The 25577-nt window shown below is 72.5% G+C and carries 25 protein-coding genes; 6 read left to right on the forward strand and 19 right to left on the reverse strand.

From position 1 onward, the window contains the following. Window positions 1-60: 60 nt before the first annotated feature. Window positions 61-1620: a hypothetical protein gene (locus tag ACWGIF_RS23675; protein WP_453500472.1), complete on the reverse strand. Its 1560-nt coding sequence runs from the start codon at window positions 1618-1620 to the stop codon at window positions 61-63. A 99-nt stretch (window positions 1621-1719) separates the two neighbouring features. Further along, window positions 1720-2100 carry a PPOX class F420-dependent oxidoreductase gene (locus ACWGIF_RS23680; RefSeq protein WP_453500474.1) on the reverse strand — a complete coding sequence of 127 codons (381 nt, stop codon included), beginning with the start codon at window positions 2098-2100 and terminating at the stop codon, window positions 1720-1722. A gap of 278 nt (window positions 2101-2378) precedes the next feature. On the opposite strand from ACWGIF_RS23680, the gene sigK reads away from it, so the two are divergent. Together sigK and ACWGIF_RS23690 are read left to right on the forward strand one after the other, a co-directional pair. After that, on the forward strand, window positions 2379-2993 hold the full coding sequence (gene sigK, locus ACWGIF_RS23685) for an ECF RNA polymerase sigma factor SigK (RefSeq protein WP_453500476.1): 615 nt from the start codon (window positions 2379-2381) through the stop codon (window positions 2991-2993). Beyond that, window positions 2990-3739: an anti-sigma factor gene (locus ACWGIF_RS23690; protein ID WP_453500477.1), complete on the forward strand. Its 750-nt coding sequence runs from the start codon at window positions 2990-2992 to the stop codon at window positions 3737-3739. The genes sigK and ACWGIF_RS23690 overlap by 4 nt, the downstream gene beginning before the upstream one ends. Before the next feature lie 347 nt (window positions 3740-4086). Here the strand turns inward: ACWGIF_RS23690 and ACWGIF_RS23695 are convergent, their stop codons facing one another. Continuing rightward, entirely contained in the window at window positions 4087-4338 is a 252-nt protein-coding gene (locus ACWGIF_RS23695) for a helix-turn-helix domain-containing protein (protein ID WP_385155989.1), read from the reverse strand. A 64-nt stretch (window positions 4339-4402) separates the two neighbouring features. Here ACWGIF_RS23695 and map point away from each other — a divergent pair, with 64 nt between their 5' ends. Then, window positions 4403-5170 carry a type I methionyl aminopeptidase gene (gene map, locus ACWGIF_RS23700; protein WP_453500478.1) on the forward strand — a complete coding sequence of 256 codons (768 nt, stop codon included), beginning with the start codon at window positions 4403-4405 and terminating at the stop codon, window positions 5168-5170. A gap of 6 nt (window positions 5171-5176) precedes the next feature. Here the strand turns inward: map and ggt are convergent, their stop codons facing one another. Then, window positions 5177-6976, reverse strand: coding sequence for a gamma-glutamyltransferase (gene ggt, locus ACWGIF_RS23705; protein ID WP_453500479.1), 1800 nt, complete (start codon window positions 6974-6976; stop codon window positions 5177-5179). A gap of 137 nt (window positions 6977-7113) precedes the next feature. Here ggt and ACWGIF_RS23710 point away from each other — a divergent pair, with 137 nt between their 5' ends. After that, entirely contained in the window at window positions 7114-7842 is a 729-nt protein-coding gene (locus ACWGIF_RS23710; protein ID WP_453500480.1) for a hypothetical protein, read from the forward strand. Here the strand turns inward: ACWGIF_RS23710 and ACWGIF_RS23715 are convergent. The 6 genes from ACWGIF_RS23715 to ACWGIF_RS23740 are packed head-to-tail and all read right to left on the reverse strand — an operon-like array spanning window position 7802 to window position 14685. After that, complete coding sequence (locus ACWGIF_RS23715; protein WP_453500481.1) at window positions 7802-9073, reverse strand: cytochrome P450; 1272 nt, start codon at window positions 9071-9073, stop codon at window positions 7802-7804. The two genes, ACWGIF_RS23710 and ACWGIF_RS23715, sit on opposite strands and share 41 nt — an antisense overlap. A 57-nt stretch (window positions 9074-9130) precedes the next feature. Beyond that, on the reverse strand, window positions 9131-9667 hold the full coding sequence (locus ACWGIF_RS23720; RefSeq protein WP_453500482.1) for a hypothetical protein: 537 nt from the start codon (window positions 9665-9667) through the stop codon (window positions 9131-9133). Then, window positions 9664-11109 carry an ATP-binding protein gene (locus ACWGIF_RS23725; RefSeq protein ID WP_453500483.1) on the reverse strand — a complete coding sequence of 482 codons (1446 nt, stop codon included), beginning with the start codon at window positions 11107-11109 and terminating at the stop codon, window positions 9664-9666. Before ACWGIF_RS23725 ends, ACWGIF_RS23720 begins: the two co-directional genes overlap by 4 nt. A gap of 6 nt (window positions 11110-11115) precedes the next feature. After that, window positions 11116-11799 (reverse strand): response regulator, encoded by a 684-nt coding sequence (locus ACWGIF_RS23730; protein WP_453500484.1) that lies wholly within the window; start codon window positions 11797-11799, stop codon window positions 11116-11118. Between the two features lie 40 nt (window positions 11800-11839). Further along, entirely contained in the window at window positions 11840-13525 is a 1686-nt protein-coding gene (gene murJ / locus ACWGIF_RS23735; RefSeq protein WP_453500485.1) for a murein biosynthesis integral membrane protein MurJ, read from the reverse strand. Then, window positions 13522-14685 (reverse strand): lipid II:glycine glycyltransferase FemX, encoded by a 1164-nt coding sequence (locus tag ACWGIF_RS23740; RefSeq protein ID WP_453500486.1) that lies wholly within the window; start codon window positions 14683-14685, stop codon window positions 13522-13524. Before ACWGIF_RS23740 ends, murJ begins: the two co-directional genes overlap by 4 nt. Before the next feature lie 247 nt (window positions 14686-14932). On the opposite strand from ACWGIF_RS23740, the gene ACWGIF_RS23745 reads away from it, so the two are divergent. Next, complete coding sequence (locus ACWGIF_RS23745) at window positions 14933-16090, forward strand: Ig-like domain-containing protein (protein WP_453500514.1); 1158 nt, start codon at window positions 14933-14935, stop codon at window positions 16088-16090. A 131-nt stretch (window positions 16091-16221) separates the two neighbouring features. Beyond that, window positions 16222-17817 (forward strand): CocE/NonD family hydrolase, encoded by a 1596-nt coding sequence (locus ACWGIF_RS23750; RefSeq protein WP_453500487.1) that lies wholly within the window; start codon window positions 16222-16224, stop codon window positions 17815-17817. Window positions 17818-17899: 82 nt separating this feature from the next. Here the strand turns inward: ACWGIF_RS23750 and ACWGIF_RS23755 are convergent, their stop codons facing one another. From ACWGIF_RS23755 to ACWGIF_RS23795, 9 genes are all read right to left on the reverse strand, one after another. Further along, window positions 17900-18643 (reverse strand): amino acid ABC transporter ATP-binding protein, encoded by a 744-nt coding sequence (locus ACWGIF_RS23755; protein WP_453500515.1) that lies wholly within the window; start codon window positions 18641-18643, stop codon window positions 17900-17902. A gap of 92 nt (window positions 18644-18735) precedes the next feature. Further along, a complete protein-coding gene (locus tag ACWGIF_RS23760; RefSeq protein WP_453500488.1) occupies window positions 18736-19176 on the reverse strand; it encodes a DUF6278 family protein in 441 nt (146 codons plus the stop codon). Between the two features lie 80 nt (window positions 19177-19256). Continuing rightward, window positions 19257-20042, reverse strand: coding sequence for an exodeoxyribonuclease III (locus ACWGIF_RS23765; RefSeq protein ID WP_453500489.1), 786 nt, complete (start codon window positions 20040-20042; stop codon window positions 19257-19259). A 30-nt stretch (window positions 20043-20072) separates the two neighbouring features. Beyond that, the gene (locus ACWGIF_RS23770; RefSeq protein WP_453500490.1) at window positions 20073-20705 is read right to left on the reverse strand and encodes an MBL fold metallo-hydrolase; all 633 of its coding nucleotides are present in this window, start codon (window positions 20703-20705) and stop codon (window positions 20073-20075) included. Between the two features lie 30 nt (window positions 20706-20735). Continuing rightward, window positions 20736-21326, reverse strand: coding sequence for a hypothetical protein (locus ACWGIF_RS23775; RefSeq protein WP_453500491.1), 591 nt, complete (start codon window positions 21324-21326; stop codon window positions 20736-20738). Beyond that, a complete protein-coding gene (locus tag ACWGIF_RS23780) occupies window positions 21323-22480 on the reverse strand; it encodes an ROK family glucokinase (RefSeq protein ID WP_453500492.1) in 1158 nt (385 codons plus the stop codon). Before ACWGIF_RS23780 ends, ACWGIF_RS23775 begins: the two co-directional genes overlap by 4 nt. Beyond that, the gene (locus ACWGIF_RS23785) at window positions 22477-23391 is read right to left on the reverse strand and encodes an ATP-binding cassette domain-containing protein (RefSeq protein WP_453500493.1); all 915 of its coding nucleotides are present in this window, start codon (window positions 23389-23391) and stop codon (window positions 22477-22479) included. Before ACWGIF_RS23785 ends, ACWGIF_RS23780 begins: the two co-directional genes overlap by 4 nt. Further along, window positions 23388-24419, reverse strand: a complete 1032-nt coding sequence (locus ACWGIF_RS23790; protein WP_453500494.1) for an ABC transporter permease — start codon at window positions 24417-24419, stop codon at window positions 23388-23390. The genes ACWGIF_RS23785 and ACWGIF_RS23790 overlap by 4 nt, the downstream gene beginning before the upstream one ends. Further along, window positions 24416-25426, reverse strand: a complete 1011-nt coding sequence (locus ACWGIF_RS23795; RefSeq protein ID WP_453500495.1) for a sugar ABC transporter substrate-binding protein — start codon at window positions 25424-25426, stop codon at window positions 24416-24418. The genes ACWGIF_RS23790 and ACWGIF_RS23795 overlap by 4 nt, the downstream gene beginning before the upstream one ends. Window positions 25427-25577 lie beyond the last annotated feature (151 nt).

A 25577-nucleotide genomic window follows, 5' to 3' on the forward strand; every position in this document is an offset into this window, starting at 1 on the left:
GTTGGGGGGTTGGGGTCGCTGTGGGGGGGGCCCCCCCCCCCCCCCCCCACCACACCCCGTTCAGGGCGCTCCGATGCCCGCCACCCGCAGCGCGTGCACCAGGTCGCGATGCCGGGTGCCGGGCAGCGCACGGGCCGCCTGGAGCAGGCGCGGGGCGAACCACTGCGGGTCGTGCCGAGCCAGGCCCGCCGCCTCCTCGGCGGTGCGGACCCGGACGAAGGCGCCGAGCAGGGCGTCGGCCTCGCGGATCCGGCCGGAGCCGCCGAGGGCGAGCGCCGCGTCCGCGACCTCGGCGGCCGGACGGGCCACTGCCTGGCGCAGCAGGGCGTCGCAGTCGGCCTCCCGCCCGGCGTCGCCGAGCGCGGCGGCGGCCGCCGCGAGCTGCTCGGGCGGGAGCGACGCCGCCTCCCACAGCAGGGTGGTCCAGTCGGCCGCGAGTCCGGCGCGGGCCAGCTCGGCGGCCAGCGCGGGCAGCCGCTCGGCGGGCCAGGCGGCGGCCTCGCACAGCAGCGCGTGCGCCTCGCCGCTGCGGCCCTGCGCGCGCAGCGCGAGGAGTTCGGCGGCGACGGCCCGGACGGTCCCGGCGGGAGCCGCCCCGTGCGTCATGCCCTCCGGGCCGGGCAAGGACTCCGGTGCGGGCTCCAGTGCGGGCTCCGGACCCGATGCGGGCCCCGTCCGGGGCGGGCCGGACCGGGCGGCCCGGGGGGCCGGATCCTGTGTGCGGCCGAACCTCGCGCCGCGCGGGGCGGGTTGGCCGGTGCCCGGCACGCCGTCGCCGGCCGGGTGGCCCGGCGGCGGCATGAAGGGCGCGGCCTCGGGCGCCGCCGCGCCCGCATACCGGGCACCCCCGGCCCGCCGCCCACCACGCGTCCACCGTCCCTCGGCCCGCCCGACGGGAACCTCGGCCCGCCCGACGGGAACCTCGGCCCGCCCGACGGGAGCCTCGGCACGGCCGCCGCCGGCGTCGGCCCGCCCCACGGGCGGCTCGGCCCGGGTGACCGGTTCGCCGCCCCGCTCGACGGGAGCCTCGGTACGGACGGTAGGCCTTTCACTCCACCCGACAGGAGCATCCGGGCGGGTGGGCGGGGGTGCCGGGCGCTGGCGGGGGACGCCGGGCAGGGCGTCCTCGGGCTGCGGCGGGGCGGGCCACGGGGCGGTGGGGGCGGTGGGGGCGGCGCGCAGGGCCTGGAGGCGGGCCGCCAGGTCCTCGTGCCGGGCCGCCGCGCGGGCCACGTCGTCCTGGGTCCACGAGAGCTCCCGGGTCAGGGCGTCCGTCTCCGCCGCTCCGACGCTCTCGCCGAGCCTGGCCGTCAGGCTCCGCAGCGACTCCTCCGACTCGGCCCGCTGCGCGGCCGCCGCCGTGAGGAGGGTCCACAGCTCCTCCTCGCCGCCCGGCAGCCGGTCCCACGCGGCGACGGCCGCCGCCCGCAGCCGGGCCGCGTATACGGTCTCCCGCGCCGCGAACTCCGCGCCCCGGGCCCCCGCCAGGTCCCGCAGCAGGGATTCCACCACGTCCCACGGGGGCATCGCCGCCCCGTCGAGGCAGGCCCGCACGCCCTCCGGGTCCCGGCGCAGGAACTCCCCGTACCAGCCTGCGCCGGGATCCAGTTTCTGTGTCAATCCCCGCAAGTATCCCGAGAGTCGACTGATCGCCAGTGAAGTCACGGTCTCCATGACCGCATTGGACCCCACCGGTGTTACGGGCGGGCTACGGGAGTCTCAAAGCTTGACGGCGATCGCGGTGTGCGGCCGCTTCCCCCGCCGAGCCAGGGCCGCGGGTACGTCCAGCGCCCAGAACTGCCAGGTGTACTTGCGCGACAGCAGCTTCCGCACGCGCCGCAGCCCCGCCTCGTCGAGCAGCCGGGCCTCGCCCTCCCGCACGGGCGCCCCCTCCGGGACGCGTCCGCGCACGTCGCACGCGGTGACGGTGACCCGCCCGTCATTGCGGATCCGCTTGACCTTCCACGAATCGCTGCGCGTCCATACGTAGAGCTCACCCCCGTCGGCCACCGCCCACACCGGCGTCGCCACGGGCGTGCCGTCCTTGCGGAAGGTGGTGAGACTGACGTACCGCGCCTTGCCGAGCTCTTCGAGACCCATGGCCCCGACCCTAGTGGGCGAGCACGCGCCGCCATCGGCCGGCCTTCCCTCGCGGAAGCGGGGCGACAGCTGACCGGCTTTCGGGAAACGCCCCCCATCCGCACGCCCGTCCGCTACGAAGACACCATCGGGTCCGCCTCCCCGGATCCGCGGCCGGGCCGCCCGTCGGGCGGTTCGGCCGCCACGCCCCACGGAAGGACCGCCATGCGAGGGACAACCCGCCCCCGGCCGGCTGCGGCCGGCCGGCGCCGTACCGGGTCGCCGCCGGGGCAGGCCGCGTGACCCGGCCGCTGCCGTTCGACACCGGCCGGACGGGCCGGCCCCGCCGGGGCGGGCGCACCGACCGCGACGCCGACCTCGCCGAGACCATGGCGAAGGTCGCCCACGGCGACAAGCAGGCCTTCTCCGGGCTCTACGACGCCCTCGCACCGCTGGTGTTCGGCATCGCGATCAGGGTCGTGCGCAATCGCGCCCAGTCCGAGGAGGTCGCCCAGGAGGTGATGATCGACCTCTGGCGGCAGGCCGCCCGCTACCGGCCCGAAGCCGGCAGCGTCACCACCTGGGCTGCGGCGATCGCCCACCGGCGGGCCGTGGACCGGGTCCGCTCCGCCCAGGCGGCGGCCGACCGCGACCACGCCCAGGCCGCACGCGACCACCGGACACCGTTCGACGACGTCGCCGAGCAGGTCGAAACCCGCCTGGAGAGCGAGCAGGTGCGCCGTTGCATGGGCTTCCTCACCGAACTCCAGCGGCATGCCGTGACCCTGGCCTACTACCAGGGCCTGACCTACCGTGAGGTGGCCGAAGCCCTGCACACGCCCCTGCCGACGATCAAGACACGCATGCGCGACGGTCTGATCCGGCTGCGCGACTGCATGGGGGTCACCGCATGAACCAGGAGCGCCACGACCTCCACGTCCTCGCCGGCGCCTACGCCCTCGACGCCCTCGAGCCGGCCGAGCGCGCGGCGTTCACCGCCCATCTCGCCACCTGCGAGGCCTGCCGGCACGAGGCGGCGGAGTTCGAGGCCACCGCCGCGCGCCTGGCGGCCGCCGCCGCCCATCCCCCGCCGGCCACGATGAAGCACCGCACCATGGCGGCCGTCGACGGCGTGCGCCAGCTCCCGCCGCGCACCGCCCCCCTCACCGCCCCCGTCGCGATCGGCGGCGCACTGCGACGCAGAGCCCTGTCACTCGCCGTCGCCGCGAGCCTGGCCGCCGCCGTGTTCGCCGGACTCGCCGCCTGGCGGCACCAGGAGAGCCTGCAGTACGAGCAGCGCGCCCTGAGGGCCGAGCAGCACACGTCCACCATCGGGGCGGTCCTCGCCGCGCCCGACGCACGGACCGTCCGCGCACCCGCCCGCAACGGGGCGGCCACCACGGTCGTCTCCTCCGCCCGGCAGAACAGGGCCGTCTTCGCCGCCGCCGGGCTGCCCGCCCCCGCCCCGGGCCGTACGTACCAGCTCTGGCTGGAGCAGGCGGGAACCATGCGTCCGGCCGGCTTCATCGAGCAGGACGGGACCGTCCTCCTGGACGGCGACACGGCGGGCGCCGGCGCGGTCGGCCTCACGCTCGAACCGGCCGGAGGGTCGCTCCGGCCCACCAGCCCGCCCCTGGTCCTGCTGCGCCTGCCCGCCTGAGCCTCCCCCGCAGTTCCCGTCGAGCCCGGCGCGGCGGCGTCGTGCGGGTGCGGCGGGGTGCTCAGGGACCGCCCGGTACGCCGGGCCCCACGGTTCCGTGCCTGCCCCGGCCGTCCGCTTCGCGTGCGGGTCCCGGCCGGTCCTCCGGCAGCGCGCACGCCGCGAGCAGCAGGCCTCCCGCGAGGAGGGCGCCGACGGCTGCGAATCCGAGTCGTTTGGCTGCGTTCGTGGCTGACACACCTTCACGCTTGCCCCGGCCTGCGCGATCCCCACCGCCGATTGGGCCGTTCGGCCGCCGGGGCCCGCCCGTACGGCAGGCTGCAGCGGCGCCCGGCGGGAGGAGAGCCTCAGGCGGGTACGACCGCGCAGCGCCGCAGCACGTCGTCCAGCGAGAGCCCGAGCGCCTCGGCGAGGGCGGCGACCGTGAAGAAGGCGGGGGTGGGCGCCCGGCCGGTCTCGATCTTGCGGAGGGTCTCGGCGGAGAGCCCTGCGCCGGCCGCGACCTCGACCATGCTGCGGCCGCCGCGGGCCTCGCGCAGCAGGGCGCCCAGCCGCTCGCCGCGTTCGCGCTCTTCGGGGGTGAGAGGGGTACGGACCATGCGCACATCCTACCCCGCACACCAATAACTATCCCGTTATTTTTATACCGGTATAGTTATTGGCATGGTGGAACTGAAGACAGACCGAGAGATCGACGAGATGCGCGCCGCGGGCCGGGTCGTCGCGCACACCCTGGCCGCCGTCCGGGAAGCGGCGCGCGTCGGGGTGTCCCTGCTGGAGCTGGACCGGGTGGCCCGCGAGGTGCTCCGCGAGGCAGGCGCGACCTCCCCCTTCCTCGGCTACCGGCCGCAGTTCGCGCCGGTGCCCTTCCCGGCCGTGGTGTGCGCCTCGGTCAACGACGCGATCGTGCACGGCATCCCCGACGGGTACCGGCTGCGCGACGGCGACCTGGTCAGCATCGACTGCGGGGCGAAGCTCGGCGGCTGGGTCGGCGATGCGGCGGTCAGCTTCACCGTCGGCCGGGCCCGCCCCGCCGACCTCCGGCTGATCGAGACCTCCGAAGCGGCCCTCGCCGCCGGGATCGCCGCCGCCGTGCCCGGCAACAGGATCGGGGACATCGCCCACGCCGTCGGCACCGTCTGCCGCGCCGCCGGGTACGGCGTCCCGGACGGCTTCGGCGGCCACGGCGTCGGCCGCGGCATGCACGAGGACCCCGGCGTGCCCAACGAGGGCCCGCCGGGACGCGGCATGAAGCTGCGCCCCGGCATGGTCCTCGCCATCGAGCCGATGCTGATCGCCGGCGGCACGGACGACTACCGATGCGACGGCGACGGCTGGACCCTGCGCACCGTCGACGGCACCCGCGCCGCCCACGCGGAGCACACGGTCGCGATCACCACCGGGGGCCCGAGGATCCTGACCGCGCTGTAGCGGGCCCTACGGCCTGCCGTGCGGGCGGACGACCATGGCCGAGCCGCCGCCGCGGCGGGTGGTCTCGGCCGCCGCCAGCCAGCGGCCGTCCGGCAGGCGCTGGACGCCGGTGGCGGCGCCGATCTCCGGGTTCAGGCGGAAACCCTGGCCCAGGGCCTCCAGCCGGGCGCGCAGCGGGCTGTCCCACAGACCCGGCTCCAGCTCGGTCGTGGCCTGGTTGCGCTGGCTGGCCCGCGGTGCGGCGATCGCGTCGACCAACGGCAGGCCCCGGTCCACGTGGCCGGTCAAGATCTGCAGGACGGTGGTGATGATGGTGGCGCCGCCCGGGGAGCCCACCGCGAGCACCGGCCGGCCGTGCTCCAGCACGATCGTCGGGGCCATCGAGGAGCGCGGCCGCTTGCCGGGACCGGGCAGGTTCGGGTCGGGGACTCCCGGCGCGGCCGGGGCGAAGGAGAAGTCGGTGAGCTCGTTGTTGAGGAGGAAGCCGCGGCCCGGGACGGTGATCGCGCTGCCGCCGGTGGACTCGATGGTGAGGGTGTAGGAGACCACGTTGCCCCAGCGGTCGGCGACCGTCAGGTGCGTGGTGTTCTCCCCCTCGTAGGTGGTCGGGGCGGCCTGCCCGGTGGCGGCGCAGGGCGCGGGGTGGCGCGGGTCGCCAGGGGCGAGCGGGCTGGTCAGCGTCCGGTCCGGCCGGATCAGGCAGGCGCGCGAGTCGGCGAACCGCTGCGAGAGCAGTTCCCGCGTCGGCACGTCCTCGGCCGCCGGGTCACCGACCCAGCGGCCCCGGTCGGCGAAGGAGATCCGGGAGGCCTCGATGAAGTGATGCAGGTACTGCACCTCGGACAGCTTCGAGAGGTCGGTCCGCTCCAGGATGTTCAGCGCCTCCCCGACGGTGGTGCCGCCGGAGGAGGACGGCGCCATGCTGTAGACGTCCAGGCCGCGGTAGCCCACGCGGGTCGGATCCTGCCGCTTGGTCGCGTACGCGCGCAGGTCGCCGGTGGTCAGGTCTCCGGGCCGGACCTTCCGGGTGGCCGCCGGGTCCACCGGGGGTGTGCGGACGGCCCGGACGATGTCCTCGGCGAGGGGACCGCGGTAGAGGGCTCCGGTCCCCTTGCGGGCGAGTTCCGCGTAGGTGTCGGCCAGGTCGGGGTTCTTGAAGGTGGAGCCGACCACCGGCAGGGCGCCGCCCGGCAGGAAGAGCTTCGAGGTGTCCGGGAAGTCTTTGAAGCGGGCCTGGTTGAGCTCCGTCTGGGCGCGGAAGGTGGCGTCCACGGTGAAGCCGTCACGGGCCAGTTTCTCGGCGGGTTTCAGCAGGTGGCGCAGCGGCCGGCTGCCCCAGGCGTCGAGGGCGCTCGTCCAGGTGGCGGGGGTGCCGGGGACACCGACGCCGAGGCCGCTGGTCTGGCCCTCGGCGAAGGGGATGGGCACGCCGTTCTCCTGGAACAGCGCGGCGGTGGCCGTCGCGGGGGCGGTCTCACGGCCGTCGATGGTGTGCACCCGGCGCGAGCGCGCGTCGTAGTAGACGAAGTAGCCGCCTCCGCCGATGCCCGCCGAGTAGGGCTCGGTGACGCCGAGCGCGGCGGCGGTGGCGACGGCCGCGTCCACGGCGTTGCCCCCCGAGCGCAGCACGGCGATGCCCGCGGCGGAGGCGTCGGCGTCGACGCTGGCGACGGCCCCGCCGTAGCCGGCGGCGACCGGGACCTTGGCCGGGGCCGTCGGGACCGACGGCGGGGCGGCGGCCCCGGTCGAGACGAGTGCGGCGACGAGGGCCAGCAGCGGCAACGTGCGGGCGGCGGGACGGTGCATCCGGACCTCCAGTGGCAGCGTGCGCCGAGCCTAGCCGCCGTCCCGCCGTCCCGTCAGGACGTCGGGCGCGCGGCGTAGTTCACCGGCGTGGCACCTGCCGCTGACCCCGGGGCACCGGATGGCCTAGCATCCCGCGCATGAACGACGACGTGCGCAACATCGTGCTCGGGGTGATAGCCACCGCCCTCAGCGGCGGCTTCGGCTGGTTCTCCCGGACATACCTCTGGCGGCGCGCGCTCCGCCGCAAGCAGGCGTTCTTCGGGCTGCCGACCGGCTCCGACTGCTTGTTCGTGGTCAACCGGCAGATGGGCGGCACCGATTCGTCCCTGCACCGCAACGACGCCTTCGCCCTGCTGGAGATCTCCTCCCTGATCAAGGACTGCGGGGCGAACGTTCAGATCGTCACCCACGACGCGGCCCGGCAGGGCTTCGGCGAGCGCACCGAGTTCTGCGTCGGCGGGCCGACCTCCAATGTCCGGACGACCGCACATCTGGCGTCCATGCTGCCGGGCGTGCAAACCGACGTCGGCCTCCCGGCGGGCGACCCGGATCGCGGGGCCATCCGGATCGGTGGGGAGGCATACCGCTGGGTGAAGGGCCAGGTCGAGTACGTCCTGCTGGCGCGGCTGACCACCGGGCAGGGCTCCCGGCCGGTGTTCCTGCTGTCGGGACAGACCGCCAACAGCAACCAGGCGGCGGCCCGGTACCTGGCCAGGCACCACGAGGGTCTGGCCCGCAAGTACGGCGGCGGGTCGTTCTGCATCATGCTGAAGGTGATCAACTCGGATGCCTACGGGCCGGACGTGACCGAGCTGGTCGCGGACGTCACCGCGGCGGCCCGGACACCCGTAGCGGCAGCCGTGTGATCCCGTTGATGAAGTTGGACACCAGCCGCCTCGGCGGGCCCGCCGGTTCGGGTACGGGCATGGTCGCGCACCACTCCTCGTAGAAGGTCCGCAGCTGGAGCCGGGCGAAGTGGGCACCGAGGCAGACGTGCGGTCCGTCACCGAAGGAGACGTGCGGGTTGGGCGTGCGGCCGAGGTCGAGGCGGCCGGGGTCGGTGAAGACGCGCTCGTCGTGGTTGGCGGAGGCGTGGAAGACCACGACCTTGTCCCCGGCGCGGATCGGCTGCCCGGCGAGTTCGGTGTCGACGGCGGCCGTGCGGCGGAAGCTGAGCACCGGCGGGTGGACGCGCAGGAGCTCTTCGACGGCCCGGTCCACCGGAACCTCCCCCGCGGCGAGCCGGCGGTAGGCGTCCGGGTCGCGGGCCAGCGCGAGCAGGCCGCCGGGGGCGGCGCTGCGGACGGTGTCGTTGCCCGCGACCGTGAGCAGGAAGAAGAACATCTCCAGTTCGGCGTCGGCGAGTCCGGCCTGCGCCAGGGCGGTCATCACGTCGTCACCGGGGTGCGCCCGCTTGTGGGCGGCCAGTTCGCGGGCATAGCCAAACATCTCGCCGAGCAGCGCCGGGGAGCGCGGGTTCAGCGGCTTGCCGTCGGGGCCGAGCAGCGGCGCGGGAGCGTCCTCGGGGTCCTGGTAGCCGATGATCCGTACGGTCCACTCCAGCAGCAGGGCCCGGTCGGCGGGCGGGACGCCCAGCAGGTCGGTGAGGTTCAGCAGGGCGTACTCGTCGGTGACGGTGTGCACGAGGTCGGCGGCCCCGTCCTTCGCGTTCTTCCGGGTGTCGGCGAGCAGGCCGCGGGCGCGTTCCCGGACCCGCCCGGCGAAGGCGTCGACACGGGCGGGGGTGAAGGCGCGGGAGACGAGCCGCCGCAGCCTGCCGTGGTCCCCGGCGGTCTTGTCCGGGTCCTGGTTGAGCATGGTGCTCCGCAGGAACGGCAGGTCGGCCGGGTCGGGGTCGCGGATCTGGGTGGCGCCGGCCCAGGAGGAGTACGTGCGGTGGTCGCGCAGGACGCGTACGACGTCGGCGTGCCGGGTGACGGCCCAGAAGCCGGGGCCGGCGGGCCATCCGGCGATCTCCCGCTCCTCCTGCCAGGCCACCGGGTGCTGCGAGCGCAGCACCCGGTAGCGGGCGAGCGGGATGCCCTCGGCGTAGATCCGGGGGTCGAAGACGTCGGGGACGTCCGCGGCGTGGTCCATGGGGCCACCGTGAGGGGTGCACGGCCCCGCCCGCAAGGGCGCGGCCGGCCGCGCACGTCAGCGCCGCGGGTTGCAGTCGGCGGAGAGGAGGGTGGTGTCGGTGCCCTGGAGGGCGACCTGGGTGAGGGTGTCCGGCACGGCGGAGACGCCGACGGTGCACACCAGCTGGTTGCGGGCCAGGTCCGACAGGTTGCCCACGGCGAACGGCACCTGGACCGTCAGCCCCTTGTCCGGCGTGTACTCGCTCACCGTCACCGCATCCCTCTGCTCGTCGGACAGCCGGGGCAGCGCCGTGGTGAGACCGGCCTCCTGAGCCGGACCGCTGGGGCCGTTCAGCAGCAGCCGCACGAGCGGCGAGGGCGCGAGGGTGTAGTCGGCGGAGATGGCGAACGGGACGGGGACGAGCCGGTCGCCCTCCTTGGAGACGAAGTAGAGGACGGCGGCGTTGCTGCCGCCGGGGACTTTGACGGTGGCGGCGTGGCCGCTGTCGATCACCCCGGTGCGTTTGATCCCGCATCCGGTGAGCAGCAGGGCGCAGCCCGCCAGCGCGGCCGTGGCCGCCGTGGCCCGGGACCTCGTCTTCCGCCCTGTCATACGCGGGCCTCCAGCGGCATGTCGAGGGTGAAGAGGGCTCCTCCGGAGGGCCCGTTGTCCGCCCGGAGGGTTCCGCCGTGCAGGCGGACGTTCTCCAGGGTGATGGCGAGTCCGAGGCCGCTGCCGGCGGAGCGGGTCCGGGCCGCGTCGGCCTTGAAGAAGCGGTCGAAGATGTGCGGCAGCACTTCGGGGGCGATGCCGGGCCCGCTGTCGGCGACGTCGATCAGCAGCCGCTCGCCGTCCTCACCCGGTGCGGTCCGCACGGTGACGTGTACGGGGGCGCCTCCGTGCCGCAGGGCGTTGCCGACGAGGTTGGCGAGGACCACGTCGAAGCGGCGCGGGTCGAGCCGGGCCCGTACCCGGTCCGGCAGGTCGGTGACGACGCGGTCGTCGTCCCAGCGGCGTCGTTCCAGGGATTTGCGCACGGCTTCGGCGATGTCCACGTCGTCGAGGTTGAGCTCGGCGGCCCGGGCGTCGAAGCGGGAGATCTCCATCAGGTCCTCGACGAGGACGGCGAGTTTGCCGGTTTCGGCGCTGACCAGGCGCAGGGCCTTGGCGGTGTCGGCGTCGAGGTGCGCGGCGTCCTCGTCGAGGACCTCGGTCACGGCGAGCATCCCGGCGAGGGGGGTGCGCAGTTCGTGGGAGACGTCGGAGGCGAAGCGGCGGGCCCTGGTCTCCGCGTCCTGCAGCTCGCGCACGGACTGCTCCAGGGCGCGGGCGGTCTCGTTGAAGGTGCGGGCGAGTCCGGCGAGTTCGTCGGCGCCCCGGACCTCGATGCGGGTGTCGAGGCGGCCGCGACCCAGCCTCTGGGCGGCCCGGCGCATGTCGCGGACCGGCCGCAGCACGCTGCGGGCGGCCAGCAGGGCGGGGACGATGGCGATGGCCAGCCCCGGCACGGCGCCCTGCTGTGCCGCGTCGACCATGGCCTCGACGGTCTGCCTCTCGGTGGCGAGCGGGACGCTGGCGTAGAAGACGACCCCGGTGGCTTCGGTGTAGCCGTTGTGCTCGAAGAGGGCGGGGACGCCGATGGTGAGCCACGGGTTGCCGCGCTGGTCCTCGACGCGCTGGAAGGCGGCGTACTCGTTGTTGCGGACCTTGTCGCGCAGGCGGTCGGTGATCACGGTGGAGGTGGGCGTGCCGGGATTGGTGGAGACGCGCAGGCCGCCGTACTCGCCGAAGATGATCCACGGGTGGGGTTTGCCGCGCTTGCCGAGTTCGATGACGATGCGCTGGAGCTCCTGCTGGCTCAGGGGGAGGCGGATCTCCTGCTGCTCGACCTGGTCTCGCAGGGTGTTGACGGCCGTGTCCTGCGTCTGCTTGAGGATGGCGTTGCGCGCCTGCTGATAGGTCAGGGCGGCGGTGGTCCCCGCGCTGATCGCGGCGACCAGCAGGAAGGCGGCGATCAGCCGGGTGCGCAGCCCGAGCGGTGCTATGCGTCGCACCGCGGGCTACAGGGGGCCGAAGCGGTAGCCGAAGCCGCGCACGGTCTGGATGTAGCGGGGGCTGCCGGCGGGTTCCTCGATCTTGTGGCGCAGCCGCCGGACGCAGGCGTCCACGAGCCGGGCGTCCGCGTGGTAGCTGTGGTCCCAGACGTACTCCAGGAGCTGCTGGCGCGAGAAGACCTGCTCGGGCGAGGCCGACAGGTGTAGCAGGAGCTTGAGCTCGCTGGGGGCGAGGGCGACGCGCTCGCCGTTCTTTGTGACGGTGAGCCCGCTGCGGTCGATGGCGAGTTCGGCGTGTACCTCGACCTCGGGGCGGGCGCCGACCGGGTCGTTGAGCCGGCGCAGCACGGCCTTGATGCGGGCCTCTATGACTTCGGTGCGGGCGGGCTTGACGATGTAGTCGTCGGCGCCGGCCTCCAGGCCGATGACTATGTCGAAGTCGTCGCCGCGCGCGGTGAGCATGATGATCGGCACTTCGCTGGTCTCGCGGATGCGGTGGCAGACCTGGACGCCGTTGATCCCCGGCAGCATCAGGTCGAGCAGGACGAGCTCGGGGCGGAAGGCCCCCATCAGGGCGAGGCCTTCCTCGCCGGTCTCGGCGGAGCTCACCTCGTGGCCGCGGCGGCGCAGGCCGAGGCCCACGCCCTCCCGGATGGACGGGTCGTCCTCGATCAGCAGTACGCGTGGCATCCGGTCAGTATCCCAAGGTGTTCCGTGGCCTTGTCTCCCGCTACCGGCGGACCTTGCGCCGCAGGGAGTCCAGCAGGTCGGTGATCTCCGTCAGGCGCAGCGGCCCGGCGAGGAGGACGACGACGAGCGCCAGCGCCGCGGTTCCCGCCCCGACCGCGGCGAAGTCGCCGAAGCGTTCGGCGGCGCGTGCGGCCGCGTATCCGGCGGCCGCCGCGGGGGCGCAGGCGACGAGCAGCCGCAGGTGGGTCCGTGCGGCGGTCGTCCGCCGTGCGCTGCGGGCTCCCGTGCGCGGGCCGAGCCGGCGGGCCAGGGTGTACGCCGTCACGGCGGCGCCGGCGAGGAAGGCGACGGAGGAGGCCGCGGCCATGCCGGTGACCGCCCAGCGCGGGGTCAGCAGGAAGTAGGCGGCGGCCGACAGCCCGGCGTTCAGCGTGGCGATGACCAGGTTCAGGAAGAACGGGGTGCGGGTGTCGGAGAGGGCGTAGAAGCCGCGCGAGAGCACGTACTGGGCGGAGTAGGCGATCAGGCCGGGGGCGAAGGCGATGAGCATGCCCGCCATGACCTCGACGTCGGCGGCGCCGGTGCGGCCGTACTCGAAGACGCTGCCGATGACCCAGGGGGCGAGCGCGGCGAAGAGCGCGGCGGCGGGGACGACGAGGGCGGCGCTGGAGCGCAGCGCGTAGGAGATGTCGCCGCGCAGGGTGGCGAGTTCGCCGTCGGAGGCGGCCGCGCTCATCCGGGGCATCAGGGCGGTCACCAGGGAAACGGTGATGATGCCCTGCGGGACGATCCACAGCTGGTAGGCGTTGCTGTAGGCGGTGTAGCCGGCGCCGCCGGCGAGTCCGGCTTCGACGGCGTGCTGCCCGGTGGTGGTGGAGAGCCGGGTGACGACCCAGTAGCCGATCTGGTTGGTGAGGACCAGCATGACCAGCCAGCCCGCGTTGCGCAGCGGGCGGCCGAGTCCGCTGCCGCGCCAGTCGAAGCGGGGGCGCCAGCGGAAGCGGGCGGCGCGCAGCGAGGGGACCAGGGCGAGGGCCTGGACGACGATGCCGGCGGTGGTGCCGAGGCCGAGCAGCCGGGTCTCGTCGGCGGTGAGGCCGCCCGTCGCGTCGTGCGAGACGTAGAGGAACAACCCGAAGACGGCGATGATCACGAGGTTGTTGAGGACCGGGGTCCACATCATCGCCCCGAACCGGCCGCTGGCGTTGAGTACCTGGCCGAGCAGGGTGAAGAGGCCGTAGAAGAGGATCTGCGGCAGGCAGTACCGGGCCAGGGCCACGGTGGTGCTCTGCTGGGCCCCGCTGTAGTCGGTGTACACCGAGATGATCAGGGGGGCGGCGAGGACGGCCACGGCGGTGAGCGTCACGAGCGCCGCGGTGCAGGCGGTGAGCAGCCGGTCGGTGTAGGCGGAGCCGCCGTCCGCGTGCTCCTTCGCCGCCCGGACCAGCTCGGGGACGAACACGCCGTTGAGCGCTCCGCCGATGAGCAGCATGTAGATGATGTTCGGGACCGTGTTGGCGACGGCGTAGCCGTCGCCGAGCAGTCCGGTGCCCAGCGCCGCGACGACGACGGCGGAGCGGATGAAGCCGGTGGCGCGGGAGACGATCGAACCGGCCGCCATGAGCGCACCACTGCGCAGCACCGAGGTCTTTCCCGGTGTCGCGCCGCCCGCTGCCGGGGCGGCCTGGGCGGCAGGGGAGTCCGTTCTGGTGTCGGTGGCCGTCACCGGCGGGCCAGGTAGGCCTGGAACGCCTTGTAGAGCGCCGTGTTGGCGACTCCGTCCATCGGTATCTCCCACTCTCCGAGCGTCTCGACGACCTGTCCGCCGGTGCCGAGCTTCCAGCGCAGCAGCCCGAAAGAACGTTCGCCGGGGTCGAGAGTGGAGGGTACCCCCCGCATGTCGTATTCGTCCGCTCCGAGGGCGTGGGCGTCGCACATCATGCGCCACTGCAGGGCGTTGCTGGGCCGCACGTCACGCCGGTGGTCGGCGGAGGCGCCGGTCTGGTACCAGACCCGGCCGCCGGCGACGATCATCGTGTGGGCGGCGAGGATCTCGCCCTGGTGGACGCCGAGGTACAGCCGCATCCGGCCGGGCTGCTCCTCGTTCAGGACCCGGTACTGCTGCTCGTAGTACGCGAGGGAGCGGCCGAGCCGGAAGCCGTCGCGCTCCTCGGTGATCCGCAGCAGCCGGTAGAACTCGGGCAGGTCGGCGGCGGTGCCGACGACGGTCTCGACACCGGCCTTGTGGGCCTTGCGCACGTTGCGCCGCCACTCCTGGTTGAGGCCGGCCCACAGGTCGTCGAGTGTGCGTCCGGCCAGCGGCACGCGGAAGACGTGGCGGGGCTGGGCGTCGCCGTCGTCCTCGCCGCCACAGCGCTTCCAGCCGCGGGTGCGCAGCCGGTCGGCGAGGGCGGCGCCCACCGGGTCGACCTCGGTGGCGAGCACGTCGGATATCTGCCGGCCGGGCCCGGTGGCGGATTTGACGGCGGTCGCGTCCCAGCGGCGGTAGGCGGGGGTGGGGCCGATGCGGACGGCGAAGGCGCCGGAGGCGCGCAGGTGGTGCAGGAGCGGGCTGAGCCAGCGGTCGATGTGCGGGTCGGACCAGTCGGCCACGGGCCCCTCGGGAAGGTACGCGAAGTATTTCCGGGTCCCGGGGAATTGGCGGTAAAGAACGAGTCCGGCGCCCTCGATCTCACCGCCCGGGTAGTGCCATCCGACCCTTTCCGCGCGCCAAAGGTCCTTTACGCAGGCCCAGGACGGTTGCTGGAGAAAACTCGCCTGACGGCGCCGGGAAAGAAATGCCCGGTATTCGGGGACGGTCAGGGCGCGCACCTGCAGTTCCTGGTCCTGGTCCTGCCGAGCGGGGGTCACGAGCAGTGCACACACGGCTGACGGCCTTCCTGTTCGTCCTGGCGAGTTGCCCACAGGACTCTCACAGCCGCCCATGACCGAAGTGCGCGCCGATTGTGACCGGACGATGACCGTTTCGCTGCGGTCCACGTCACAACCGAAAGGACGATCTTTTCAGCTGATTGTGCAACCTAGAGTCGTCCGGTGTGCATCTACAGATGCGAACGGTCGTCACCACCCATACTCGAAGGGGCCTTCGTTGAGCCGCACACGCCGCACCGCCATGGCGGGCACCGCACTTCTGGCCGCCGCGCTGACCGCCTGTTCGGGCGGCGACGGCGGTACGGAGAAGACCGAGATGAAGCCGAAGGCCGCCATGGCGGTCTCGGTGAACCTGACCGGTGATCAGGTGAAGGCGGGCGAGCCCGTCACGGTGACCATCGCCGAGGGCAAGCTGGCCCAGGTGAAGGTGACCGACGCCAAGGGCGCGGAGCTGCCGGGCAAGATATCCGACGACGGCAGGACCTGGACCTCGGAGCGCAAGGCCGCACCCGGCGCGGAGTACAAGGTCGAGGCCCAGAACACCGAGAGCCAGAGCGCCACCGCGCAGTTCAAGACCAGCGCCGCCGACAAGGTGAACAAGGTCTCGATCAACGTGCCCAAGGGCAGCACGGTGGGCGTGGCGATGCCGGTCTCGATCGTCTTCGACAACCCGGTGGCGAACAAGGCCGAGGTGGAGAAGCAGCTCAAGGTCACCACCTCGGACAACACCGAGGGCTCCTGGGGCTGGATCAAGGACTACTCCGGCAACGACCGCATCGACTGGCGGCCCAAGGAGTACTGGAAGTCCGGCACGGACGTGAAGGTCGAGATGAACCTGAACGGCGTGGACTCCGGCAAGGGCGGCGGCCTCTTCGCCAAGGACTACAACACCGAGTTCAAGATCGGCAAGGACCGCCGGATCGAGGTCAGCCTCGACACCAAGAAGATGTCGGTGACCGAGGACGGCCAGGCGCAGAAGTCGATCCCGATCTCGGCCGGCACCCCGGGCGGCAAGAAGGCCTCCTGGTCCGGGAAGATGGTGATCATGTCGAAGGAGGGCACCATCCGGATGGACTCCCAGACGGTGGGCCTCGACGACGCCTACGACAAGATGGTCGACTACTCGATGCGGCTGACCTGGTCCGGCATGTACGCGCACGCCGCTCCGTGGAACAGCGGCAACTTCGGGCGCGCCAACGCCAGTTCGGGCTGCGTGGGGATGAGCGACGCCGATGCGAAGGACTTCTTCGCGCAGTCCCAGATCGGCGACCCCTTCGAGGTGGTCGGCTCCGGCTCCAAGGGAAACGCGGACCTCGGCAACGGCTACGGCGAGTGGAACCTGAGCTGGGAGCAGTGGAAGGCCAAGAGCGCCCTGTCCGGCACCCCGCAGAACGGCTGACCGGGAAGTTTCACGGCTGACTCCCGTTCAATTGTTACCACCACGTAACTTACTTACGGGTTACCTCCGGTAACCGCTCCCCGTTACCGTCGGGTCACTTTGACGACCCCGGCGTACGCGAGGAGCGATAGATGCAACGCACCACCACCGCCGCAGCCGTGGCAGCCCTGCTGGCGGCAGCCGCCCTGGGCCTGGCCCCCCACCAGGCCCAGGCAGCTCCCGCCCCCTCCGTGGCAGCCGCCGCCGACACCTCGGCCGCTCCGTCGGGACTGAGCTTCCACGACATCCCCGGCTCCGGCGGCATCACCCTCAAGGGCAACGTCTTCACCCCGGCCGGGGCCGAGAGCGGCCGCAGGTACCCGCTGATCGTGCTGCCCACGAGCTGGGGCATGCCGCAGATCGAATACGTCGCCCAGGCCAAGAAGCTCGCCGACTCCGGTTACGTCGTGGTCAGTTACACCTCCCGCGGCTTCTGGCTCTCCGGCGGCCGGATCGAGGTGGCGGGCCCGCCGGACATCGCCGACGTCAGCGCCGTCATCGACTGGGCGCTCACCCACTCCCCCGCCGACCCGGACCGCATCGGCCTCGGCGGGGTCTCGTACGGAGCCGGCATCAGCCTGCTGGCCTCCGCGCACGACCCCCGTATCAAGGCGGTGGTCGCGATGAGCGGCTGGGCCGACCTCATCGAATCCATCTACTCCGGCCGCACCCAGCACCTCCAGGCCGCCGGACTGCTCGGCGCCGCCGGATACCTCACCGGCCGGCCCGGACCCGAACTCCAGTCGATCCTCGGCGACTTCCTCGGCTCCCGGCTGGACCGGGAGCAGCAGATGATCGATTGGGGCAGGAAGCGTTCGGCCGCCGAGCAGGTGGACCGGATCAACGCCAACGGCGCCGCGATCATGCTCGGCAACGCCTGGGGCGACACCGTCTTCCCGCCCAACCAGTACGCGAAGTTCTACGAGCGGCTGACCGGCCCCAAGCGCCTGGAGTTCCGGCCCGGGGACCACGCCACCGCCGAGGGCACCGGGCTGCTCGGCCTGCCCAACGACACCTGGACCAACGCCCACCGCTGGTTCGACCGCTACCTCAAGGGCGAGCGCAACGGCATCGACACCGAGGCCCCGGTCCAGATCAAGTCCCGCAGCGACGACGGCTACGAGGGCTACGCCGACTGGAAGTCGGTCGGCTCCGGCGGCACCGAGAAACTCGCCCTCTCCGACAGCGAGCACCTCTTCGCCAACATCGACTCCGGCGCCAACGGCGGCATCGTCTTGCTCTCCAGCGTCCTCGACCAGTTCGTCAAGGCCCCTCCGGCCGCCTCCATCCCGCTCCTGCCCCGGGCGTTCGCCGCCGTCTGGCAGTCGGAGCGCTACGCCGCGGCACGCCGGGTCCGCGGCACCGTCGAGCTGCACACCACCGTCACGCCCACCAAGGCCGACGGCACCTTCGTCGCCTACCTCTACGACGTCGGCCCGCTCGGCATCGGCAAGCTCGTCAGCAACGCCCCGTACACCTTCCACGGAAAGACCCCGGGCCAGGCCTTCGGCGTGGACCTGGAGCTCTTCTCCACCGCCTACGACGTGCCCGCGGGTCACCGGCTCGCCCTGGTCGTCGACACCGTCGATCCGCTCTACATCGAGCACAACCCCAGCGGCGCGCAGCTGACCTTCTCCTCGCCGCGCACCGATCCCAGCTACGTCTCGGTGCCGCTGCGCGAGCAGTGATCCGCGGCCGCCGCCGGGCGAGCCCCTCGCAGCCGGTCGGGGCGGCGGTTGCGCCCGGCCGGCGGCGCTGCTCCCGGTCCCCTCAGTGCTTGAGGATCTTGGAGAGGAAGTCCTTGGCCCGGTCGCTCTCCGGGGCGGTGAAGAACTGCTCCGGGGTCCGGTCCTCGACGATGCGCCCGTCGGCCATGAAGACCACGCGGTTCGCGGCGGAGCGGGCGAAGCCCATCTCGTGGGTGACCACGACCATGGTCATGCCCTCACGCGCGAGCTGCTGCATGACCTCCAGCACCTCGTTGATCATCTCCGGGTCGAGCGCGGAGGTGGGCTCGTCGAAGAGCAGCGCCTTGGGGTCCATGGCGAGGGCGCGGGCGATGGCCACGCGCTGCTGCTGGCCGCCGGAGAGCTGGGCGGGGAACTTCGCGGCCTGGTCGGCGAGGCCCACGCGCTCCAGGAGCTCCCGGGAGCGCTGGTCCGCCTCCTCTCTCTTGCGCCCGCGGACCTTGACCTGCGCGAGCGAGATGTTCGCGAGGACGGTCTTGTGCGCGAAGAGGTTGAAGGACTGGAAGACCATCCCGACCTCGGCGCGCAGCCGGGCCAGCTCCTTGCCCTCGGCGGGCAGCGGGTCCCCATCCAGCAGGATCGTGCCCGACTCGACGGTCTCCAGCCGGTTGATCGCCCGGCAGAGGGTGGACTTCCCGGAACCGGAGGGGCCGATGACCACCACCACCTCCCCGCGCCCGACGGTGAGATTGATGTCCCGCAGTACGTGCAGGGGTCCGAAGTACTTGTTGACGTCCCGCAGCTCGATCAACGGATCGACGGCCATGCGCTGCCCTGCCCTGCCCATTTGTCGGTGTGTCGAGGTCAGCGCAAACTATCCAGCCGCGGAAGGGCACTTCGCTCCGACACGCCGGGATCTCAGCCCTCGGACGCCTCCGCGAACACCTGACTGAGTTCGGGGGATCCGGTCATCGCCCAGGACACCCCCGACTCGATCACGTTCAGCTCCCGGCCCGAGGCCAGCAGGATGACCGGCTGGCCGTTGGGCCACACCTGCCAACCGGCCCCCGGGATGGTCCGGATGATCACGGTCCCCAGGTAGAAGCCCGCGTCGTTGCCGAGCCAGGGCGCCGCCTCGGGATCCCGCCGCCAGCGGGGCATCAGCTGGTCCAGCGCCTCCAACGAGGCCTGGCTCTCGTCGAGTTCGAGCCCGGCCGCCCGCGCCTGGACACGCAGCATCTCGCACTCCGAGAACAGCTCGGCGACGCCCTCGGGGTCGTCCGCGAAGGCGGCGGCCAGCCCCGCACCCTGTTCCGTTTCACGCCGGTTCAGCCAGTTGTCCAGGAAAGGGATGTTCATACCGCCCAGCGTCGCACCAGGATCCGCCGCTGGCCACAGGGCGCGCCTGGTTCCGCCGGCCGGGATGTCCGGAGGGTGTCCTACCGCTCGACGTCCAGGTCCACCACGACCGGCGCGTGGTCGGACGCACCCTTGCCCTTGCGCTCCTCGCGGTCGACGTAGGCGTCGGTGACGGACTTGGTGAAGGGCTCGTTCCCGAAGACCAGGTCGATGCGCATGCCCTTGTTCTTGGGGAAGGCGAGCATCCGGTAGTCCCAGAAGGTGTACGCGCGGTCGTACTTCAGCGCGCGCGGGAGCACCTCCGAGAGCCCGGCGGCCCGCAGCGCCTCCAGGGCGGCCCGCTCGGCGGGGGTGACGTGGGTCAGGCCCGCGAAGACGGCCGGGTCGTAGACGTCCTCGTCGGTCGGGGCCACGTTGAAGTCGCCGAGCACGGCGAAGGGGCGCGGGCCGGCCGCGTCCTCGGCGATGGCCGTGGTCAGGGAGCGGAACCAGTCCAGCTTGTAGCCGTAGTGGTCGTGCGCGACCTCGCGGCCGTTGGGCACGTACACCGACCAGGCCCGGACCCCGCCGCAGGTGGCGGAGATCGCGCGGGGCTCCTGGACGCCCTCGTAGTCGGGCCCGCCGGGCAGCCCCAGGACCACGTCCTCCAGGCCGACCCTGGAGAGCAGGGCGACGCCGTTCCAGCGGCCGGTGGCGTTGACGGCCGCTTCATAACCCAGCTCGCGCAGCTCGGCGTGCGGGAACTGCTCCGCCGAGCACTTGGTCTCCTGGATGCACAGGACGTCCGTGCCGGAGCTCTCCAGCCACGCCAGCAGGCGGGGCAGCCGGGCGGTGATGGAGTTGACGTTGTAGGTGGCGATACGCATACGTGCCAACCTACCGCCCGGCACCGACACTCAGAGATCGGCGCTGTCCCCGGCGGTGAGTCGGCCGTGGTCCGTGCCGCCCAGGGCGTTCAGGGCGCCGTCGTAGATCGGCCGGGCGAGGTCGGAGAGGTAGGCGTCGTGGATGTCGAGGGCCCGGCGCGGCTTGACCTCGCGGAGGTAGTCGATCACCTCGGAGACCTTGTTCCACGGGGCGTGCACCGGGAGCATCAGGGTTTCCACCGGGACTCCCGGCACGGTCAGCGCGTCGCCGGGGTGGAAGAGTGAGGCGTCCACCAGATACCCGACGTTCGTCACCCGCGGAAGGTCCGGGTGGATCACCGCGTGCAGTTCGCCGTGCACCTGGACGTCGAACCCGGCGGTGGTGAAGGCGTCGCCGTGACCGACGGTGTGCACCCGGCCCGGATAGGCCGGGGCGAGCTTCTCGGCGACGCTGCGCAGGGTCCACAGCCCGGCCGCCGGGTTCGCGTCGAGGGCGGCCCGCAGCCGGCCCTCCTCGAAGTGGTCGGGGTGTTCGTGCGTGACCAGCAGGGCGTCGGCCCCCAGTCCCGCGTCCGGTTCACTGAAGGCGCCCGGGTCGATGACGAGCGTGCGCCCGTCCTTCTCCAACTGGACGCAGGAGTGCAGCCGCTTGGTGAGCTTCATGATCCCAGGCTAACGGGGGGCCGGCCCCGGTCACGGGGTGGTTGTGGAGACCACGTAGACCTTGGAGACCTTGGGGTCGCTGAGGTCGACCGTGATGTCGCGGGTGGGCCGCGGGTCGTCCTGTTCGATGGTGGTGCCGAGCCATCCGGTGCCCTGCGTCCAGTCCCAGCCCGCGACCGAGGTGTCGTGGGCGGAGATGGAGACCCCGGGGGTCAGCTCCTCCCGGCTGGTGCCGACGGAGGCAAGGAACGCGTCCAGCTCGGGCGGGGTCACGGCGAACTGGGTGTAGAGCCGGCTGGTGCGCCAGTTGTTCGTCTCCAGGAACCCGACCCGCCAGGCCTTGTCCGGGATCGGCACCTCGTAGATGCTGCGCTGCACCCGGGAGGGCCAGCCGGGGCGCACCGTGGACGCGCCGACCTTGGCGGCCTTGTCGCGGCCGCTCTCGCGGCTCTGCTGGGTGGAGATCGCCAGATAGCCCGCGGGTACGCCGATCAGCAGCAGGATGATGATCGCGGTGATCCAGCGGCGCTTGACGACGTGCCTGCGGTCCTCGGCGGTGGGCGGCTGCGTGCCGCTCTCGTCGGGGGCGGAGGCCTGGTGGGGCAGGGAGGGCGGTGTCACTGTTCTTCCTGGTCCTGGGGTGCGGTGTCGCGTCGGCCCAGCTGTGCGTAGCGCTCGTAGCGCTCGACCCGGCGGCGGGTGGCGCGGCGGAAGCGCCGGGCGACGAGCCGGGCGAGGTCGGCGGCGCCGACCATGCCCGCCTCGGGGCCGAGCTGGGCCTTGGCGATGCGGGCCTCGGGCCGGTAGCCGCGGCCGGTGAGGTGGCGGCGGAAGGCCTCCCGGGCGGGGCCGATCAGCAGGTCGTCGGCGGCGCTGACGCCGCCGCCGATGACGAAGCAGGAGGGGTCGAGGGCGGCGGCGAGGTTGGCGATGCCCACGCCGAGCCACTGACCGATGTCCTGGAGGAGCTCGACGCACATGGCGTCGCCCTCGCGGGCCAGCTCGGTGATGAGCGGCCCGGTGATCTCCGAGACGTTGCCGCCGACGCGGGCGATGATGTTGTACGCGACCGGCGAGTCGGCGGCGGCCAGCTCACGGGCCTCGCGGACCAGGGCGTTGCCGGAGCTGTACTGCTCCCAGCAGCCGCGGTTGCCGCAGGGGCAGCGATGGCCGCCGGGGACGACCTGCATGTGGCCGAACTCGCCCGCGACCCCGTACCGGCCGCGCTTGACCTGGCCGCCCTCGAGGATGGCCCCGCCGATGCCGGTGCCGAGCGTGATCATGACGAGGTGGTCCTCGCCGCGGCCGGCGCCGAAGCGCCACTCCGCCCACGCGGCGGTGTTGGCGTCGTTGTCGACCATGACCGGGACCGCCAGCCGGGACTGCAGGGCGTCGCGTAGCGGCTCGTCGCGCCAGGCCAGGTGGGGTGCGAACAGGACGCGGGAGCGGTCGGCGTCGACCCAGCCGGCCGCCCCGATGCCGACCGCGTGCACGTCGTGCCGGTCGGAGAGGTCCAGCACCAGCTCGACGATGGTGTCCTCGACGACCTTGGGGCTCTTGGACTTGTCCGGGGTCTCCGCGCGGATCTTCTCCAGGATGATGCCGTCGGCGTCGACGACACCGGCCATCACCTTGGTGCCGCCGATGTCGATGCCGACGGTCGGGACGCGCGGGGCGGTCAGGTGCGACCGTCGCTCACGGGTGCCGATGGTCCGCAGGACGGTGCCTCGCGCCGACCCCCGGTGGGTGAGCGTGAAGTCCCGGTACGTGCTCATCGAGTCGTGTCGTCCCTCTTGGGTGCGGTGGTGCGGGAAGCCGGGTCGGCGGTGCCGGCCGGACCGGTCGCGCCGTCGGGGCCGTCCGGGGCGGGCCGGGCGGCTGCGCCGGCTGTGGCGTCTGCCCCTGATTCTGCCACTCGCTCCAGTTCGTGGCTCAGCTCGTCCAGCTCGGAGCCTCCCGCCATCTGCCGGGTCAGCTCGTCGAGCGTGATCGAGTCGCGGGTGTGGCTGCCCGCCATGGTGCCGCGCTTGAGGAGGACGAAACGGTCGCCCACCAGGTGGGCGTGGTGCGGGTTGTGCGTGATCAGGACCACCCCGAGGCCGGCGTCGCGGGCGGCGGCGACGTACTTGAGGACCACTCCGGACTGCTTGACGCCGAGGGCCGCGGTGGGTTCGTCGAGTACGAGGACCTTCGCGCCGAAGTGGACGGCGCGGGCGATGGCCACGCACTGCCGTTCACCGCCGGACAGGGTGCCGATGGGCTGGTCGACGTCGCGCAGGTCGATGCCCATGCGCAGCAGCTCGGCGCGGGTGGTCTCGCGCATGAGGTCCACGTCGAGGCGGCGGAAGGGGCCGCGGCCCCTGGTGGGCTCGGAGCCGAGGAAGAAGTTGCGCCAGACGGGCATGAGCGGCACGACGGCGAGGTCCTGGTAGACGGTGGCGATGCCGTGGTCCAGGGCCGCGCGGGGGTTGGCGAGCACGGTCTGCTCGCCTTCGATCTCGAAGGTGCCCGCGTCGTGCTGGTGCAGCCCAGCGATGATCTTGATGAGGGTGGACTTGCCGGCGCCGTTGTCGCCGAGGACGCAGGTGATCTCGCCCGCCGAGACCTCCAGGGAGACCCCCTGGAGGGCGCGGATGTTGCCGTAGTACTTGCTGACGTCGGTCAGCTTCACCAGTGCGGTGGTCATGCCCGCGCCTCCGCCCGCTTGCGGACCCATGCGTTGAGGAGCGTCGCCAGGAGGAGCATCGCGCCGAGGAAGAACTTGAACCAGTCCGGGTTCCATTGGGCGTAGACGATGCCGTTGCTGGTCATGCCGAAGATGAAGGCGCCGACCGCCGAGCCGATGGCCGAGCCGTAGCCGCCGGTCATCAGGCAGCCGCCGATGACGGCCGCGATGATGTAGAGGAACTCGTTGCCCACGCCCTCGCCCGACTGGACCACGTCGTAGGAGAAGAGGATGTGCTGGCCTGAGATCCAGGCGCACAGGGCCACGCCCATGTAGAGGCCGATACGGGTCTTCACGACGGGCACGCCGGTGGCGCGGGCCGCGTCGGCCCCGCCGCCCACGGCGAAGATCCAGTTGCCGGCGCGGGTGCGGAGCAGGATCCAGGTGGCCACCGCGACCAGGAGCAGCCACCACAGGACGGTGATCTTGAGGGTGACCGAGCCGACGGTCCACTGCGAGGCGAACAGGGCGCGGGCGGAGGAGAAGCCCTCCATGTCGGCGATGGTCTTGGTGGAGACCGTGCCGCTGATCAGCTTCGTGAAGCCGAGGTTCAGACCGGTCAGCATCAGGAAGGTGCCGAGCGTGATGATGAAGCTGGGCAGTCTCGTACGCGTCAGCATGAAGCCGTTGAAGAAGCCGATGGCCAGGGTGACCAGCAGCGACACCAGGACGCCGACCCAGACGTTCGCGGTCATCTGGTAGCTGACCATCGAGCTCACCAGCGCCGAGGTCGTGACCATGACACCCGCGGAGAGGTCGAACTCCCCGCCGATCATCAGCAGGGCCACCGGGACGGCCATGATCCCGATGGTGGAGGCCGAGTACAGGATCGTGCTGAGGCTGGAGGCCTGCAGGAAGCTGGGGGCGGCGATGGAGAAGAAGACGAACACGGCGGCGCCGACCACCGCGCCCAGCTCCGGGCGGCCGAGCAGTTTACGCACGGTGGAGGTGGGTGCGAGCCGTTCGTCGACGGCGGCGTGCGCGCTCATCGGCTGCCCCGCTTGATGAACTCCTCCAGCTTGGCGGCCTCGCCGGCGGTGACGATCTGCGGTCCGGTGAGCACCGGGCGGCCGCCGCCGAGCACGTTCGCGTTGTAGCGGTAGAGCCAGAGCAGGTCGACGGCCTCGTAGCCCTGGAGGTAGGGCTGCTGGTCGACGGCGAAGCCGAGGGCGCCGGACTCGAGGTCGCGGGCGACGGACTCGTTCAGGTCGAAGGTGTCCACCTCGGCCTTGCTGCCGGCCGCCTCCTTCGCCTTGACCGCGGTGGGGGCGAAGGGCGCGCCGAGCGTGAGGATCGCGTCGACGGAGGGGTCCGCCTGCAGCTTGGCCTGTATCGCGGCCTGGACGGAGGGCATGTTGGTGCCCTCGACGTACAGGTTCTCCAGGGTGCCGGAGAACGTCTTCGCGGCGCCGGCGCAGCGCTGCTCGTGACCGACGTTGCCCTGTTCGTGCAGGACGCACACGGCCTTCTTCTTCCCTCGCTTGCCCAGCTCGGCGCCGACGGCCTCGCCGGCGATCTGCTCGTCCTGGCCGATGTGGGTGAGCGCGCCGTACTCGGCGGACTGGGCGGAGCCCGAGTTGACCGTGACCACCGGGATGCCGGCCTTGACGGCCTTGGCGACGACGTCCTTGAGGGCCTCGGGCTTGGCCAGGCTCACGATGATCCCGTCGACCTTCTGGTCGATGGCGTTCTGGACGAACTGCGCCTGCTGTTGCGCCTGGTCGTCGTGGGCGTAGACGAAGTTGATGTTGTCCTTCGCCGCGGCCTCCTTGGCACCCTTCTGGACGATGTCCCAGAAGGTGTCGCCATCGCCCGCGTGGGTGACCATCGCGAAGGTCCAGCGCGGGGTGGAGACGGCGGGCCGGCCCTGCGCCTCGGCCTTCGCCCGCTCCTCGGCGCGCTTGCCGCCGGTACTGCTGCACCCCGCGAGCGAGGCCCCCAGTACCGCCGCGAGCACGACGCCCACGACGCGCACCCCTGTCCGAACCCTAGCCACGTCGCCGCGCCCTTCCCTCGTCACCAATGCGGTCCGTCGTCGAGCCGGTCACCAATCCGGGCATTCCGGCTCCATTCCGGTCCAGCCGCTCAGTATCCGCCACAGTCGGCCGTGAAGGGGCATCGGGGCATGCCCGGGCAGGTTGACATGC

It is taken from the genome of Streptomyces sp. NPDC054849, assembly GCF_053610945.1.

Coding starts and splice junctions, on each gene's coding strand:
- ACWGIF_RS23680 (WP_453500474.1), bottom strand. CDS start 2,100: ATGGGTCTCGAAGAGCTCGGCAAGGCGCGGTACGTCAGTCTCACCACC.
- ACWGIF_RS23760 (WP_453500488.1), bottom strand. CDS start 19,176: ATGAACATCCCTTTCCTGGACAACTGGCTGAACCGGCGTGAAACGGAA.
- ACWGIF_RS23785 (WP_453500493.1), bottom strand. CDS start 23,391: ATGACCACCGCACTGGTGAAGCTGACCGACGTCAGCAAGTACTACGGC.
- ggt (WP_453500479.1), bottom strand. CDS start 6,976: ATGCACCGTCCCGCCGCCCGCACGTTGCCGCTGCTGGCCCTCGTCGCC.
- ACWGIF_RS23780 (WP_453500492.1), bottom strand. CDS start 22,480: ATGAGCACGTACCGGGACTTCACGCTCACCCACCGGGGGTCGGCGCGA.
- ACWGIF_RS23790 (WP_453500494.1), bottom strand. CDS start 24,419: ATGAGCGCGCACGCCGCCGTCGACGAACGGCTCGCACCCACCTCCACC.
- ACWGIF_RS23695 (WP_385155989.1), bottom strand. CDS start 4,338: ATGGTCCGTACCCCTCTCACCCCCGAAGAGCGCGAACGCGGCGAGCGG.
- ACWGIF_RS23755 (WP_453500515.1), bottom strand. CDS start 18,643: ATGGCCGTCGATCCGTTGATCGAGCTGCGGGACGTCAACAAGTACTTC.
- ACWGIF_RS23730 (WP_453500484.1), bottom strand. CDS start 11,799: ATGCCACGCGTACTGCTGATCGAGGACGACCCGTCCATCCGGGAGGGC.
- ACWGIF_RS23715 (WP_453500481.1), bottom strand. CDS start 9,073: ATGGACCACGCCGCGGACGTCCCCGACGTCTTCGACCCCCGGATCTAC.
- ACWGIF_RS23750 (WP_453500487.1), top strand. CDS start 16,222: ATGCAACGCACCACCACCGCCGCAGCCGTGGCAGCCCTGCTGGCGGCA.
- ACWGIF_RS23720 (WP_453500482.1), bottom strand. CDS start 9,667: ATGACAGGGCGGAAGACGAGGTCCCGGGCCACGGCGGCCACGGCCGCG.
- ACWGIF_RS23765 (WP_453500489.1), bottom strand. CDS start 20,042: ATGCGTATCGCCACCTACAACGTCAACTCCATCACCGCCCGGCTGCCC.
- map (WP_453500478.1), top strand. CDS start 4,403: ATGGTGGAACTGAAGACAGACCGAGAGATCGACGAGATGCGCGCCGCG.
- ACWGIF_RS23745 (WP_453500514.1), top strand. CDS start 14,933: ATGGCGGGCACCGCACTTCTGGCCGCCGCGCTGACCGCCTGTTCGGGC.
- ACWGIF_RS23690 (WP_453500477.1), top strand. CDS start 2,990: ATGAACCAGGAGCGCCACGACCTCCACGTCCTCGCCGGCGCCTACGCC.
- ACWGIF_RS23710 (WP_453500480.1), top strand. CDS start 7,114: ATGAACGACGACGTGCGCAACATCGTGCTCGGGGTGATAGCCACCGCC.
- ACWGIF_RS23770 (WP_453500490.1), bottom strand. CDS start 20,705: ATGAAGCTCACCAAGCGGCTGCACTCCTGCGTCCAGTTGGAGAAGGAC.